Here is a 13,505-nt window from a genome sequence, read left to right on the forward strand (position 1 = left end):
AATCAGTTGCTCTCCCTGAATCTATGAATCATTAGAATCTGAGAATCACCCCGCCGCTGGCGCGCCGGGCGTTTTTCAAAATGTGATTTGAAAGAAGTGAGTCGGCGAACGCCTCCCCGACTCGCCCCACCTCCACGATCGCGCCTCAGGATAGGCCATGATGACCCCATGGCTCCAGATGGAAGAGAGGAGGGGGGCTGCCGTGGGCGAGCAAGGAGGATGAACCATGCCCCTCACAGCAAAGCGCCCGACCCAAGAACTCGTCGACCTTGTCGGAACCCTCGGCGGCAAATGGTCCGGCTATGTCGCTATGTGCCGATGCCCCGCGCATAACGACAGCGACCCAAGCCTCTCGATCAGACAGGGTGATCGCGGAATCCTCGTGACCTGTTTCGCAGGCTGCGCCCGTGAAGATGTGCTCCGCGAACTCAGGCGTGTACGATCAGGCCATCACTATCCGATTCCCGATGAAGGCCAGTACCACCGACCCTCGACCGGCGCGCGCATCTGGGACCAGGCTCTCGAGATTACCGGAACGCTTGCTGAGCGCTATCTGGATCGACGCAATCTGCTTCCGGCGCCGCCCGACGTCCGCTATCACCCGCGATGCCCCTATATGCCGAAGCCGAGAACGGTCTATCAACCGGCTCTGCTCGTCGCGGTGCGCGAAATCAGCCAGCTCGTCGCCATTCAGCGGATCTTCCTCGACCCCGCGTCCGCCGACTATGTGCGCAAGGTCATGCTTGGCGTCCCGGGCAGCGGCGCGTGGCGGGGCAGGGCAGGGGGTTCGATCCTCGCCATCGCCGAGGGCTTCGAAACGGCGGACGCCTTCAGCCGAATGCACGACATCCCGTGCTGGGCATCGCTCGGGGCCCGCCGCCTCGACCAACTGATTATTCCTCCCAGCGTCACCACGCTCCTGATTGCCGAAGACAACGATCTGGAGGGACGGCGAGCCGCGGCCAACGCTCAACAGCGCTACATCCGGCCAGGTCTCTCGATCGAACGTGCGCCGCCACCATCCATCTACAAGGATTGGGCCAAGGCGCTTGATGCTAACGAGCGGCTTCGCCGCATCTAGGCGCCGAGCGCCGGAAAAGGGGAGGGGGACCGGGAATGTGTCGCTGCCGAAGGTGCAGCCACGCAGGAGCCTCTAAAAATGTCCAATCTCTTCGACACGGCCGCCCAGGCTGATCGCGAGGCTGTCCGCCTCCTCCTTCCTCATCTCCAGTCCGGCGATCCCGTCCACCGCCGGGTACTAAACCAAGCGATGTCGGCGGCTTTCGGTGGGTCCGATGCCGATGGTCACTGGACCCAGCGCGATAGCTTTGAACTCCTCGAGCACGCGCTTTCCATCCATCTGCAGGCAAGCGGGTCAATTCTCTCCGGAATGGCGGATATCCGTCCCCTGATCGCCCTCTCCGAGCGCTTGCCGACCCAGACCGTCCGCAGCGAAAATCAGATCGAATGGCAGCAATTCTCGACCCCGATTGATATCGCGGGCATCCTCACTTTGCTGGCCGACGTGCAGCCGGAGGATGTCATCCTCGAACCGAGCGCCGGTAACGGGCTCCTGGTCGCGCAGCTCCCGACCCACAAGGCGCTCCATCTCAACGAACTGGACCCGCTTCGTCGAGGCAGGCTTCACGCCGCTTTCCCCTCGGCAATCGTCACAGGCCACGATGGAGCAACGATCAACTCGACACTCGCTTCGTTTGATCGGCCAACGCTGATCCTTATGAATCCGCCGTTCTCACGGTCCATCGGCCGCGGAGCTGACGACTATGCCGCTGTTCGCCATCTGCAGGCGGCACTGCGTCGCCTGGTCCCGGGTGGCCGACTGGTTGCGATCATGCCCGACTGGTTTGGCCCGGGCGCCCGGATGCGCGACCAGTACGAAACCGTTTTGCGCGACGTGACCGTCCGAAGCGCCATTCGCCTGGAAAAATGCTACCAGAAGCACGGGACCTCGATCGCGGTTCGCATCTTCGTCATCGACAAGGTCCCGGGCAAATCGCCGCCCGCGGTCATCCAGCGCGCGTCGATCGCCGATCTCATCGATGTCCTCGTCATTCCCGAACGATCGTCCGCACGGCCCAATGTGGCGGTGCCCGCTCCGAAGCGATCGACGGGGGTGGCCCTCTTCCGCGCGGTCAAGAGCAGCCGACCAGGGCCTCGTGCCTATCACGCCCCGACACGCAACAACGTCCTACCGGTCGAATATTCGAAGCTCGAGGTTGCTGCTCCGCTGCTCGAGCAGACCGGCGTCTATCTACCCTACCGCCCGAGCCGCATTAGCTTCGCCAAGGCTGGTGAGCATCCGACAGCCCTCGTCGAATCCGTTGCGATGGGGTCGATCCCGGCACCGATCCCGGACTACGTGCCATCTCTCCCCGAACGGACCGTCAGCGAACGTCTTCTATCGGCCTCGCAGCTCGAGACCGTTGTCTATGCGGGCCACGCCTGGGCTCAATGGATCCCCGGAAACTTCAAACCCGACAAAGAGGGCGTCGGCCTGATCCTCGCCGAGGACGGTCATACTTATCGCAAAGGATTCTTTCTTGGCGACGGCACCGGCGCCGGCAAGGGACGCCAGATTGCGGCCTGCATACTCGACAACTGGCTGCAGGGCCGTCGCCGCAATATCTGGGTCTCCAAGAACGCCCCTCTCCTCGAAGATGCGCGCCGCGATTGGACGGCGTTGGGTGGGCTCAGCGGTGACATTCAGCCACTTTCCAACTGGAAAATCGATGAGCCGATCGCCCTCGATCAGGGTGTGTTGTTCGTAAGCTATCCGACCCTGCGCTCCATGCGGGGCGATTCGACGCGGTTGAAGCAGATCGTCGATTGGGCCGGCGCTGACTTCGAGGGTGTCATTGCTTTCGACGAAGCTCATGAGATGGGCGGCGTCGCAGGCGGGGAGGGGGCTCTTGGCGCCAAGGACGGATCCCAGCAGGGCATCTGCGGGGTGCTGCTACAGAACCATCTACCGGCGGCACGGATTCTCTATGCCTCGGCCACCGGCGCGTCGGTCGTCAACAATCTCGCCTATGCCGTGCGCCTCGGGCTATGGGGACCGGGCACGGCCTTTCCCGATCGCGAGCAATTCATCAGCGGGATCAGCAAAGGCGGTATCGCAGCGATGGAGCTTGTCGCGCGCGACCTCAAGGCGACGGGTCTCTATGTGGCCCGGGCCCTCAGCTTCGCTGGCGTCGAGTATGAGATCCTGCGGCACGAGCTGACCCCCGCCCAGATCGAGATCTACGACACCTACGCCGACGCCTGGTCGATCATCCATCAGAACATGGAGCGGGCGCTCGAATTGACGGGCGTGGTCGACGGACTGGAAAATGCGACACTTAATAGCGGGGCCAAAGCCTCCGCCCGCTCGCGCTTCGAGTCCACCAAGCAGCGCTTCTTCGGCCAAGTGCTGCTCTCGATGAAGCTGCCAACCGTGATTGCCGCCGTCCGGGAGCACCTGAAGGCGAACCAGTCGGTCGTGATGCAACTCGTCACCACCGCCGAATCCATCCTCGACCGGCGCCTGGGTTCGCTCAGTCCGGATGAACGCGCCGAACTGGAGATCGATCTGTCTCCCCGCGAATATGTGATCGACTATCTCGAACGCGCCTTTCCGACACGGCAGATGCGGGTGTTCACGGACGATACCGGCGCGCAGCGCTCGCTCCCGATGGAGGATGACGCGGGCAATCCTGTCTACAATCCCGAGGCCGAGGCCGCGCGAGCTCGCCTTATCGAACATCTCTGCGCTTTGCCGCCGATTACCTCCGCGCTCGATGGCATCCTCGAGCAGTTCGGACACGACGACGTCGCCGAGGTGACTGGACGAACCAAGCGTCTCGTCTCGACCGCTGACGGGCGGCAGAAGCTCGAAAACCGCTCAGCCAGGACCAGCCAGGCCGAAGCTGCCGCGTTCATGCAGGGCCGCAAGCGGATCCTCGTCTTTTCGGATGCCGGTGGGACGGGGCGCTCATATCACGCCTCGCGCGATGTCCCCAATCAGGAGCAGCGTGTTCATCTGCTGCTCGAGCCGGGGTGGCGTGCCGATCGCGCGATCCAGGGCCTGGGGCGTACCCATCGCACCCACCAGGCGAGCACACCGCTGTTCAGGCCGGTGACTACCGACTGCAAGGGTGAGCTGCGATTCACAAGCACGATCGCCCGCCGCCTCGACAGTTTGGGCGCATTGACGCGCGGGCAGCGCCAGACCGGCGGTCAGAACCTCTTCGATCCCGCCGACAACCTTGAAAGCGAATATGCCTGCGCGGCCTTGGTGAGCTGGTTCCATCTGCTTGTCGGTGGAAAGCTGACCAGCATCTCCCACGCTGAGTTCGAGCGTCGCACCGGCCTTGAGCTCTGTGACAAGGATGGCGTCATGAAGGACGATCTCCCGCCCATCCAGCGGTGGCTCAACCGGATACTCGCGCTGCCGATCGCTTTGCAGAACAGGATCTTCGACGAGTTCCTCTCGCTCGTCGAGACCCGTGTCTCCACCGCGCGCGAGGCCGGTCGCCTGGATGTCGGCGTTGAGACCATCCTCGTCGACACGGCAACCCTGATCGACGACACCTTGCTGCGGACCGATCCGGTAAGCGGCGCGACCTCCCATCTCCTTACGATCGAGATCGCCCGGCGCCGGACGCCCGTTTCACTGGACCGGATACTCAGGATTGGAGACTGCGACGGCACGGCCGAGTTCATGGTCAACGCCAAGTCCGGAAAGGTGGCACTACAAACGCGGGCCCGCGCGCTCATGGAAGAAAAGGAGGGCACGCCCATTCCGCGCATCGAGCTCACGCGTCCGACTCGCCGGGAATATATGCGCGAGGACGACCTCTATGAGAGCGCCTGGGCGCCGATCGACCGCGAGGCCTTCTGTGCGAAATGGCTCGAAGAAACTGAAGAGGCCGCGAACACGGTCGACACCGAAACCATCCGCCTTGCTACCGGTCTTCTCCTTCCAATCTGGTCCGCGCTTCCGAGCGATCATCTCGTGGTCAACAGGATCGCCGACAAGGCTGGCAATTCCTGGCTTGGACGTCTCGTCTTCGACGAGCACGTCGTTCAGCTCTTCACGAAACTCGGCATCGGTCAGGCCGAGACCCTGCCGGCACCCAATATCGTCAAATCGGCCATGTCTGGTCGAAGCGTCGATCTGACGCGCCCGTTCCCGATGACCATCAAGCGTGCGCTCGTGAATGGTTCGTCGCGCATCGAACTGGTCGGCGCGCCGCCCAGCCAGCTTGCTTGGCTCAAGTCGCTCGGCTGTTTCACCGAGGTGATCCAGTATCGCACACGGGTATTCCTGCCCGTTCCGAGCGCGGCCGACGTCGTCGAGCGGCTTATTGCCGGGACCGGCTAGTCCGGTCTCCAGGTTTGACGGTTCGAGCCGCCCTACGCGGGGCGTGAGCATCGTCGTCCTCAGGCAGGCCTGAGAGAAAGGGAAGGGGGAGCTGGGATGGTGTCCGGGATTTGCCGGACGCTAGAAGGAGTGACCCCAGTGATCCGGACTATCAAGCTCAACAAACTGCGTCTCTCGCCCGTCAACGTCCGCACCGCGCCGGACGAGCAGCTTCAGATCGAACCGATGGCGGCGAGCATCGAAGCCGAAGGCGTTCTGCAGAACCTTCTCATCACGCCGGCCAAAAAGCCGCGCGGCATGTTCGAGGTGTTCGACGGCGGCCGCCGGTGGCGGGCTCTGCGCCTCCTTGCCGATCGCGGCACGATTTCGGACGCCGACTTTGACGTCCCGGTCATGGTGCTGACGGGCAACGATGCGGAGCTCTCCGAGAAGTCGACCGCGACCAACTTCCACCAGCTCAAGATGACACCCGCCGAGGAATGCCGTGCGTTCCAACATTTCATCGGCGCGACCGGTGATCTCGATGCCGTCGCCAAGCGCTTCGGCGTCACGCGTCGGTTCGTCGAGGGTCGCTTGCGTCTGGCGTCGCTCGCCGAGCCGATCTTCGAAGCGCTCAGTCGCGGCGAGATCACCCTCGACATCGCCAAGGCCTATGCTTCGACGGAGAACCAGGAGAAGCAGCTCCTCGTCTGGAATGGGTATCAGACGAACTATGTCACGGCCGACACGATCCGCCGCGTCATCGCGAACGAGACGATGAAGGCCAGCGATCCGATCGCAGTCCTGGTCGGCGAGGCGCGCTATCGGGAGGCCGGCGGCAAGATCGATGGCGATCTGTTCACCGACGGCAACGACCGCTGGATTGATCCGGAGATCGCGCATCGTCTTGCCGGCGAGATCATGGAAGCCGAAGCGAAGCGTATCGGCGAGGAGACCGGTCTCGCCTGGATCCGGCCCATCGCCAGCAACTATGCCCACAACGCCGCACATGGGCTGTACCGAGCGATCCTGCAGCAGCCTCCCCTTACGGAGGAGCAGGCAGCGCGCCTGGCCGAGATCGAGGAGCGGCGGACCATGCTCGAAGCCGAGATGGAGGAGGGCGACCTCTCCGACGAGGCGTTCAAGCTGTTGGATCAGGAAGATGATCGCCTCATCGCCGAGGCGGAAACGATCGAAAACCGTCCTCCGGTCCTTCCTGAAGCGATGAAGGGCCATGTCGGCGCCTTCCTGCTCCTCACGCCGCAGGGCGAAATGCGGCTCGATACCCAGTATTACAGCGAGCAGGAGCTGGTGATCGACGAACCTGACGGCGAGGACGACGACGATCAGGGGGACGGTGAGGGCGAGGGCGCCCGCGAGCGGGGCAACAGCAGTTCCGAGCCGAAATACCGACCCGAGGCCGTCGCGCCCGGTGGCAAGCCGCTCAGCGCCCGGCTCTACGACGAGCTCTCGGTCCAGCGCCGCGACATCCTCGCGTCCTGTATCCTCGCCCAACCGGCGCTCGCGCTCGACTATGCGCTGTTCGTCATGGTCGACGCGCGAACGAACTCGGCGTCGCGCTATCTCAGCTCGGTCAAATATGGGACCACCATCCGCGCGAGCAGCCCTCAGGATCCGGTCTCGGGCGACCTGCCGGCGTCCCGCGCCCGCGATTATCTCGCCGAGGCTCGGGACGGGCTGGACGCAGCATGGACGGAGCCCGAGTGCGAGGTCGAGCGGTTCGAGGCGTTCCGGGCGCTCGACGATGACAGCAAGGCTAATTGGCTCGCCTACATCGTCGCGCTCTCGCTCGAGGCAAAACCCGGTTACTCGAACGAGCAGATCGCGCTGCACAACCGCCTCGCTTCGATCCTCGAGATTGACGTCGCGAGCTGGTGGCGGCCGACCTCGGAGAACTTCTTCGACCGGGTCAACAAGGGCAGCATCCTCAGCCTGCTCACGGAGATCGGCGGTCCAGCGCTGACCGTTCGTCACACCTCGCTCAAGAAAACCGAGATCTCGGAGAGCTGTCAGAAGCTGTTCGCCGGTGAGGTGATCGTCGAGCCCGAGGTCAAGGAAGCCGCTCTTGCCTGGGTGCCCAATGCGATGAGGTTCCTCGATCGGACGTCGGAAACCCCCGTCGATCCGACCGCAGAACGAGCTGACGAGGCTCCCGAGGCCGAGGACGAGGCGGCCACTGACGGGGCGGCAACTGACGAGGTAGCGCCCATCGCCGACGAAGAGCTCGGGGAATCTGTGGCCGCCTGATCCGCGATCATGGTGCCGACCCGGCGGGCCGTCCGGTTTCGCCGCCGGCCATTTCCCCACTGAGTGACAGACCGCCGGTGCTCCCCAGCATCGGCGGTCCTCCTTTCCAGCCATGGGATCGACCGACATGCCCACGAAGCAGAAGCCGAGCCGCGATGTCGCGGCCGAAATCACCAACCTGATTATCCGCAAGCTCGAAGAGGGCGTTGCACCTTGGAGTCGCCCATGGCGGGTGAGCGGTGCCGGCGGCCGTCCGCTCCGTCATTGCGGCACGCCCTACACCGGCATCAATGTCCTCTATCTCTGGGCGATTGCGGACGCGCAGGGCTACCGCTCGCGCTACTGGATGACCTATCGCCAGGCAGAAACCTTGGGCGGGAACGTCCGTCGAGGCGAGCAAGGCTCCCTCTCGGTCTACTATTCCAGCTTCAAGAAGACCGAAGCTGACCCCATTACTGGCGCCGAGACCGAGCGAAGCATCCGCTTCCTGCGCCATTACATCGTCTTCAACGCCGATCAGATCGACGGTCTGCCGGCCTATTTCTATCCCGCTGACGAAGATCCGGCACCGACCGATCCTTCTGCCCGCCAGGCTGAGATTGATGACTTCTTCCACGCGATCCCTGCGGACGTGCGCCATGGCGGAGACCGGGCATTTTTCCACCCCACCTTCGACTATGTCCAGATGCCGCATCAACGGTCGTTCAAAACCATGGACCACTATGCCTCGACCCGGGCTCATGAGACCGTCCACTGGTCGGGCGGGACGGCCCGTCTGGCCCGAACCTTCGGAAGGCGGTTCGGAGACAGGGCCTATAGCTTCGAGGAGCTGGTCGCCGAGATCGGGAGCGGCCTCGTCTGCGCCCATCTCGGGCTACCGAACGAGCTGCATGACAACCATGCCAGCTATGTTGCCCACTGGCTCGGCATCCTGCGCGCCGACAAGACCGCGATCATCCACGCCGCTTCCAAAGCCGAGCAGGCGTTCAACTATCTGCGCGCCTTCCGGGCGACCGGGGTCGGAACCGTTTCCGCGGACGTTCGGCCCGGGGCCGCTGAGCAACTCGTAGAGGCCGCCTGACGCGGCGCCTTCCTTCATCCGATCGACAAGGAGTTCAGCCATGGGATGGCTCACCATGCCTTTCGCCTCGATGGGCGGACACCCCACCGCCAAGGCTTATCTCGATGCCCAATTCACCTACACGCGCGAGGTCGATGGCGGCTCCAAAGGACTGCGGGTTCTGGCTTCATCCTGTCCCCAGAACCGCACCTATTATGCGGCCACCCAGGTCATGACCAATGGCGTCGGCGGCGAGATCTTTGCTATCGTCTGCAAGATCCACTGGTGCCCCGGCAGCAAGAGCGGCGAACAGTTCGGCTATAAGGACATGGAGGAATCCATGGGCCCTTGTGAGGACGATTGTCCGCGGAGCATCCTCGATCTCCTGACCCCGACCGAGAATGACCACGCCCAGGACTGGCGTCGCCGTTGCCGCGCCCGGCTCGAGCGCCGCTTTCGCAAGATCGAGGATGGCGACCGGATCAGGCTCGAAACGCCGCTCAAGTTCGTCGACGGACATACCGGGTCGGAGTTCATCGTCGAGAAGCGCGGCCGACGGCTCAGCTTCCGTGATCCCGAGACCTGCCAACGCTACCGGATCACGGGCTTCCGTGACCTGGCATGGCAGTTGGTCCCGGTGACCAAGGTCCATAAGACCATCTTTGCCTGAGGCGCCTAGCCTGTATCAGGCGTCCATCGACGAGGAGCACCCATGTTCGCCCAGACTGACGGCTTGTCACCCAAGCGTTTCCTGCTCTGCAGCCGAGAGAACGCCAACCGCGTGGCGTCGCGATTGTTCGACGAGCGGTGCGAGCCGCTGAGCATCGTGCGCACGGTCAATCCGCTCCAACCCTTCCGCGTCTGCAGCTCGCCGTCGGCCACCGACATGGTCGAGGTGGAGTTGATTTCGTGATGCGGCACACGACCGGCCTCATGCTTGCAGTGCTTGCAATGTCCGCCGCGGGCTCGCCGGCGAGGCCGCAAACTTTCGATGCGCAGGCTCGAGCCCTCGACGGCGATACGGTCGCGGTCGATTTCAGGCTGCTTGGGGTTGATGCGTTCGAGCGCCGGCAGCTCTGTCAGAAGGTCGCCGGCTGCTGGCAATGCGGCAAGTCCGCACAGGATTTCGCGGCAATTGCGCTCCGCTCGAAGAAAGCAACGATCCAGCTGACGCCCTCATCCAGCTACGGCCGCCCAGTCGCGATCGTGACCGTCGATGGACAGGATCTTGGCGAGCGGATGATCCGTGCCGGCCTCGCCGTGCCCGAGACCCAATATCTGCGCGGCGATTCGGCCCAGGCGGCGCGATATCAGTCGGCATTCACCCAGGCGAAAGCCCGCAGGGCAGGCGCCTTTGCCGGGACGTGGCTCGAACCGTCCCGTTGGCGGCATGGCGAAAGGCTGCGCTGCGAGCGCTGACGATTCAGTCGATCAGCGCGGGATCCGCCCACCAGGACGGGCCCTGCTCGAAATCGGCATCCAACTTGACCATCGGCCCGTCTGGCGAATCGCCCACATAGGGATTGGTCAGCGGCATCCGCGAACCTTTCCGCCGCTTCTGCTCGCCCGCGACCCGGCCACGGCGCTCAAGAAGGTCTTCAAGCCATTCGAGATCGTCGAGCATCGCGACGACGCCCCGTCCCGCGAGGCAAAAATAGACGCAGCGCTGGAAATCGTCCGCTCCGTCGTTCGCGAGGATCGCAGTCAGCTTTGCCTTGCCCGAGGGCTCGCCCTCATGGACCCAGGCCACCGCCTGCCGCAGCTCGCGCACTGAATAATAGGCGTCCTCTACGTCCATGCCAATCGACGCGTTTGCGATCATCCGGCGCGTCGGCCGGTTCTCGGCATCCAGCGCCGCGTCACGCAGCGTGATGTCGAGGTCGAAGCGGTCGCGAAATTTGTCTGTCGTCATGGCGAATCTCCTGCGCGATGGAACGTAACGTGAACAGACGAGGGCGTCAACCGCGACCGCCATTCCATGGAGCACCCCATGTCGATCGAGATCATCGTCGGACTTCCGCATCTCGGTGAGGGCCCAATCCTTGCGCGGACACGGTCGTTGCGCCAAGCCGCGCTCATTTCCGCAAACTGCCTCTCGCGCTGGTCCGAGAAACGGGGCTGGCGGGAATGGATCGGATGGCGGCTGCGCGACCTCGCCAACGCTGATGGTCTCGCGGCACTCTGTCTCGATTCCGCCGGCTTCGTCGCCACCGCCCGCTATGGCGGGTTTCCCTGGTCGCTTCGCGACTATGTCGCGCTGGCCGCGGCCTACCCGTTCCGCTGGTGGGCCAGCGCCGATTATTGCGTGGAGGCCGAGATCGCACGCGATCGCGATGAAGTCATCGACCGCATTTCGCGGACCATCCGTGCCAATCGCGATTGTCGCAGACTCGCCGAAGATCATGGTATCGGCGCGACCTTGATGCCTGTCATCCAAGGCCGTCTGCCCGAGGACTATGGGCGTTGTGTCGACGCTCTATGGATGGCGATGAAACCCGGCGCCCTTATCGGGGTCGGCAGCATGTGCCGCCGGCCCGTTCACGGACCCGAAGGGTTGATCGCCGTTATCGATCATCTCGACCAGATCCTGCCGGTGGGCGTGCGTCTTCATGTCTTCGGCGCCAAGGGCGAGGTTCTGCCCTTCCTTCTCCCGTTCAGCCACAGGGTCGCTTCGATCGACAGCCAAGCTTACGGCATCAGCGCCCGCCAGTCGGCACGCAAGGCCGGAGTCTCGAAGACCGACCGCTTTGTCGCCCAACACCTGGAAGACTGGGTCGGCGCCCAGCACAACCGGCTCTCACGGCGGCCGCGACGCCTTCCGTCGATCGGGCATCTGTCGATCGACGTGACGCCGAGCGATCCGTGGGAAGCGGCGATTGCCCAAGCCCGCGCAGAAATCCGCGCCCTGATCGAGTCCGGCGATCTCGACCATGATGAGCTGACCTTCCCGTGGATCGAGCAATGGGCGGCCGACATCTACCGGGACGGCTTCGCCGGCTGACCGGGGAGAAAGGAGAGAGGGGGAGGGGCGGTTGAGCCGATTTGTGCTCGAGACCGGAGATCCTCCCCATGACCTACGACGTTGCCATGCGCCACCAGCAAGCGCTTGATCCTAGCTCGCTGATCACGGTCGGCACCACTCTCCACGCCATCGGCGCCGCGATCAAGGACTGCCGCAACGCTGGCAAGGATGCCGAAACCGATCCTGCCGTGATCCTGCTCGTTCGCCATCTCAATGCGGTGTGCGAGGATCGGCCGTCCAGCCTGGAGCTTCGCCGCACCTGCATCGACCAGATCGCCGAAATTCGCCGGACCCCGTTACTACGAAACCTGGCCTATCGCGGTGTCAGCTATGACGAGGCTGCCAAGCGGCTTTTCCATTCCGAAGGCCGCTCCGCGATGCGGCGCCTGGCCGACGCCCTGGGTCTTTCTGACGGAAGCTACGACATTCGCTCCAACAAGGGCGGCCCCGCGGTCTCCGGCGAAATCACGCTCCATGGCGAGGAGGCCTGGGTGCAGCTCTCGCTGGGCTGTTCGGGCCAAGGCCGGGAAGTCCTCTATCGCCGGGTTCGCGGCCGCGACGACCACTGCGGCGATCGCAATCATTGGGCATCGGTCAATGACCTCATGGCGCCCGACCGTTTCGCCGCCCGCCTGGTGCGCGACCTGCGCCTCACCTCGCCGGTCGAACAGCCCATGCGCCTCTTTGCCTGACGTCGAAGGAGGCCGAGCATACGATCCGTGCCGAGAATATTTCGCCCTTCGATCCCTGCTCGACTGACACCTGGCTAGCCCGTGGAGGCCTGGATCGACACCTTCAATGCCGGCTCAAGGAGGCAGCATGACCGACCAGACGACCCGCATCGCCGAGCTCAACGATCTTTGTCGGCTCGGCCTTGACCGCACGGCGAGGACCGTCATCACCGCCACCTGTCTCGCGGCACTGACCGAGGCCGAAGGGCGCGAAGCAGAGGTCCTCGCCCAGGCCGAGGTGCTTGGGGCCGTTCGCCGCTACGCTTTCGCGCCTCAGGACGGCCCCGAGCGCGCGCGCGGCGAGCTGATCCTTCGAGGCCGAACCGTCCGCTTCACGATCAACTATTACGATCGGGCGCTCGAATGGGGGTCCGAAAACCCGGCCGACCCCAGCGTCACCACACGGGTCATGACGATCATGCTTCCCGGCGACGACTAGGTTGCCTCGTTTCCCCCTTCCAACAGATTATCAGGAGAAATCCAATGCGTCGGATCACGCCGGCGACGCCCGAGCATGGGCAAGCCATAGCGATTGCAGTTGAGCGTTTGCGCGAAGCCCGTACCTTGTTGCGCCAGGCCGGTGCCCGTCAGGCTGCGTCGGCCGCAGGCAAGGCGATCAGCAGCGCCGAGGGCGCTGCGCGTCATGTTCAGCTTCGTATTCGGAGGACATGTGGATGAGCCGTCACCATCTCCAGCCCAAGGCCGATCAGCCCCATGTCGTGCGCGCCATCATCGGTTGGGACCGGCCATTGCAGACGTTTTTCGCGCAGGTCTTCTTCGTCACGGAGGACGAGCCCGAGGAAGGGGAGGCTCTCATCTGGATCGGCACCGAGCCTGGCGAGCTGCTGACACCAGAGGCCGCGATCGCGATTGTCGAGCCGCATGCCATCGTCCCGGAAAATCTCGCCGTCAGGCTAGGGGCCGAGATGCGCGAGACGATCGGCGTCAAGGACGGATCCCACCAGGCCGCGGCGAAGCGTAGCCTCTTCGGATCGGTCCACTAGCGAGACGTCTTGCCGGTTGAACGATGGTCAGTCCCATGTCGCCGATTACAATGGACTC

General features: G+C 63.9%; 13 protein-coding genes. 11 read left to right on the forward strand and 2 right to left on the reverse strand.

Going from position 1 to position 13,505, the window contains the following annotated elements; all coding sequences use genetic code 11:
• The first annotated feature begins 226 nt into the window (after positions 1–226).
• The 7 genes from KC8_RS13280 (at position 227) to KC8_RS13310 (ending at position 10,109) form a co-directional block, all read left to right on the forward strand.
• On the forward strand, positions 227–1,081 hold the full coding sequence (locus KC8_RS13280) for a DUF7146 domain-containing protein (protein WP_010124626.1): 855 nt from the start codon (positions 227–229) through the stop codon (positions 1,079–1,081).
• A gap of 78 nt (positions 1,082–1,159) precedes the next feature.
• Positions 1,160–5,383, forward strand: coding sequence for a strawberry notch-like NTP hydrolase domain-containing protein (locus KC8_RS13285; RefSeq protein WP_029624403.1), 4,224 nt, complete (start codon positions 1,160–1,162; stop codon positions 5,381–5,383).
• A gap of 138 nt (positions 5,384–5,521) precedes the next feature.
• The gene (locus KC8_RS13290; protein ID WP_010124624.1) at positions 5,522–7,630 is read left to right on the forward strand and encodes a ParB/RepB/Spo0J family partition protein; all 2,109 of its coding nucleotides are present in this window, start codon (positions 5,522–5,524) and stop codon (positions 7,628–7,630) included.
• A gap of 127 nt (positions 7,631–7,757) precedes the next feature.
• Positions 7,758–8,711 (forward strand): ArdC family protein, encoded by a 954-nt coding sequence (locus KC8_RS13295; protein WP_037495727.1) that lies wholly within the window; start codon positions 7,758–7,760, stop codon positions 8,709–8,711.
• A gap of 40 nt (positions 8,712–8,751) precedes the next feature.
• Positions 8,752–9,360, forward strand: coding sequence for a DUF6927 domain-containing protein (locus KC8_RS13300; RefSeq protein WP_010124621.1), 609 nt, complete (start codon positions 8,752–8,754; stop codon positions 9,358–9,360).
• Between the two features lie 42 nt (positions 9,361–9,402).
• Positions 9,403–9,603 carry a hypothetical protein gene (locus KC8_RS13305; RefSeq protein WP_010124620.1) on the forward strand — a complete coding sequence of 67 codons (201 nt, stop codon included), beginning with the start codon at positions 9,403–9,405 and terminating at the stop codon, positions 9,601–9,603.
• Entirely contained in the window at positions 9,603–10,109 is a 507-nt protein-coding gene (locus tag KC8_RS13310) for a thermonuclease family protein (RefSeq protein WP_010124619.1), read from the forward strand. Before KC8_RS13305 ends, KC8_RS13310 begins: the two co-directional genes overlap by 1 nt.
• 4 nt (positions 10,110–10,113) lie before the next feature.
• Here KC8_RS13310 and KC8_RS13315 read toward each other — a convergent pair whose 3' ends face one another.
• Complete coding sequence (locus tag KC8_RS13315; RefSeq protein WP_010124618.1) at positions 10,114–10,602, reverse strand: hypothetical protein; 489 nt, start codon at positions 10,600–10,602, stop codon at positions 10,114–10,116.
• A 78-nt stretch (positions 10,603–10,680) separates the two neighbouring features.
• Between KC8_RS13315 and KC8_RS13320 the strand changes: the two genes are divergently transcribed.
• The 3 genes from KC8_RS13320 (at position 10,681) to KC8_RS13330 (ending at position 12,882) form a co-directional block, all read left to right on the forward strand.
• Positions 10,681–11,691 carry a deazapurine DNA modification protein DpdA family protein gene (locus KC8_RS13320; protein ID WP_010124617.1) on the forward strand — a complete coding sequence of 337 codons (1,011 nt, stop codon included), beginning with the start codon at positions 10,681–10,683 and terminating at the stop codon, positions 11,689–11,691.
• A gap of 68 nt (positions 11,692–11,759) precedes the next feature.
• Positions 11,760–12,404 carry a hypothetical protein gene (locus KC8_RS13325; RefSeq protein ID WP_010124616.1) on the forward strand — a complete coding sequence of 215 codons (645 nt, stop codon included), beginning with the start codon at positions 11,760–11,762 and terminating at the stop codon, positions 12,402–12,404.
• A gap of 127 nt (positions 12,405–12,531) precedes the next feature.
• A complete protein-coding gene (locus KC8_RS13330; protein ID WP_010124614.1) occupies positions 12,532–12,882 on the forward strand; it encodes a DUF3768 domain-containing protein in 351 nt (116 codons plus the stop codon).
• Here the strand turns inward: KC8_RS13330 and KC8_RS19860 are convergent.
• Positions 12,879–13,088 (reverse strand): hypothetical protein, encoded by a 210-nt coding sequence (locus KC8_RS19860; protein ID WP_010124613.1) that lies wholly within the window; start codon positions 13,086–13,088, stop codon positions 12,879–12,881. The genes KC8_RS13330 and KC8_RS19860 overlap by 4 nt on opposite strands.
• Before the next feature lie 29 nt (positions 13,089–13,117).
• Here KC8_RS19860 and KC8_RS13340 point away from each other — a divergent pair, with 29 nt between their 5' ends.
• Positions 13,118–13,447: a hypothetical protein gene (locus KC8_RS13340; RefSeq protein ID WP_029624402.1), complete on the forward strand. Its 330-nt coding sequence runs from the start codon at positions 13,118–13,120 to the stop codon at positions 13,445–13,447.
• The last annotated feature ends 58 nt before the right edge of the window (positions 13,448–13,505 follow it).

It is taken from the genome of Sphingomonas sp. KC8, assembly GCF_002151445.1.
Lineage (GTDB): Bacteria > Pseudomonadota > Alphaproteobacteria > Sphingomonadales > Sphingomonadaceae > Sphingomonas_E.

Coding starts and splice junctions, on each gene's coding strand:
- KC8_RS13280 (WP_010124626.1), top strand. CDS start 227: ATGCCCCTCACAGCAAAGCGCCCGACCCAAGAACTCGTCGACCTTGTC.
- KC8_RS13285 (WP_029624403.1), top strand. CDS start 1,160: ATGTCCAATCTCTTCGACACGGCCGCCCAGGCTGATCGCGAGGCTGTC.
- KC8_RS13295 (WP_037495727.1), top strand. CDS start 7,758: ATGCCCACGAAGCAGAAGCCGAGCCGCGATGTCGCGGCCGAAATCACC.
- KC8_RS13300 (WP_010124621.1), top strand. CDS start 8,752: ATGGGATGGCTCACCATGCCTTTCGCCTCGATGGGCGGACACCCCACC.
- KC8_RS13305 (WP_010124620.1), top strand. CDS start 9,403: ATGTTCGCCCAGACTGACGGCTTGTCACCCAAGCGTTTCCTGCTCTGC.
- KC8_RS13310 (WP_010124619.1), top strand. CDS start 9,603: ATGCGGCACACGACCGGCCTCATGCTTGCAGTGCTTGCAATGTCCGCC.
- KC8_RS13315 (WP_010124618.1), bottom strand. CDS start 10,602: ATGACGACAGACAAATTTCGCGACCGCTTCGACCTCGACATCACGCTG.
- KC8_RS13320 (WP_010124617.1), top strand. CDS start 10,681: ATGTCGATCGAGATCATCGTCGGACTTCCGCATCTCGGTGAGGGCCCA.
- KC8_RS13325 (WP_010124616.1), top strand. CDS start 11,760: ATGACCTACGACGTTGCCATGCGCCACCAGCAAGCGCTTGATCCTAGC.
- KC8_RS13330 (WP_010124614.1), top strand. CDS start 12,532: ATGACCGACCAGACGACCCGCATCGCCGAGCTCAACGATCTTTGTCGG.
- KC8_RS19860 (WP_010124613.1), bottom strand. CDS start 13,088: ATGACGCGCAGCGCCCTCGGCGCTGCTGATCGCCTTGCCTGCGGCCGA.
- KC8_RS13340 (WP_029624402.1), top strand. CDS start 13,118: ATGAGCCGTCACCATCTCCAGCCCAAGGCCGATCAGCCCCATGTCGTG.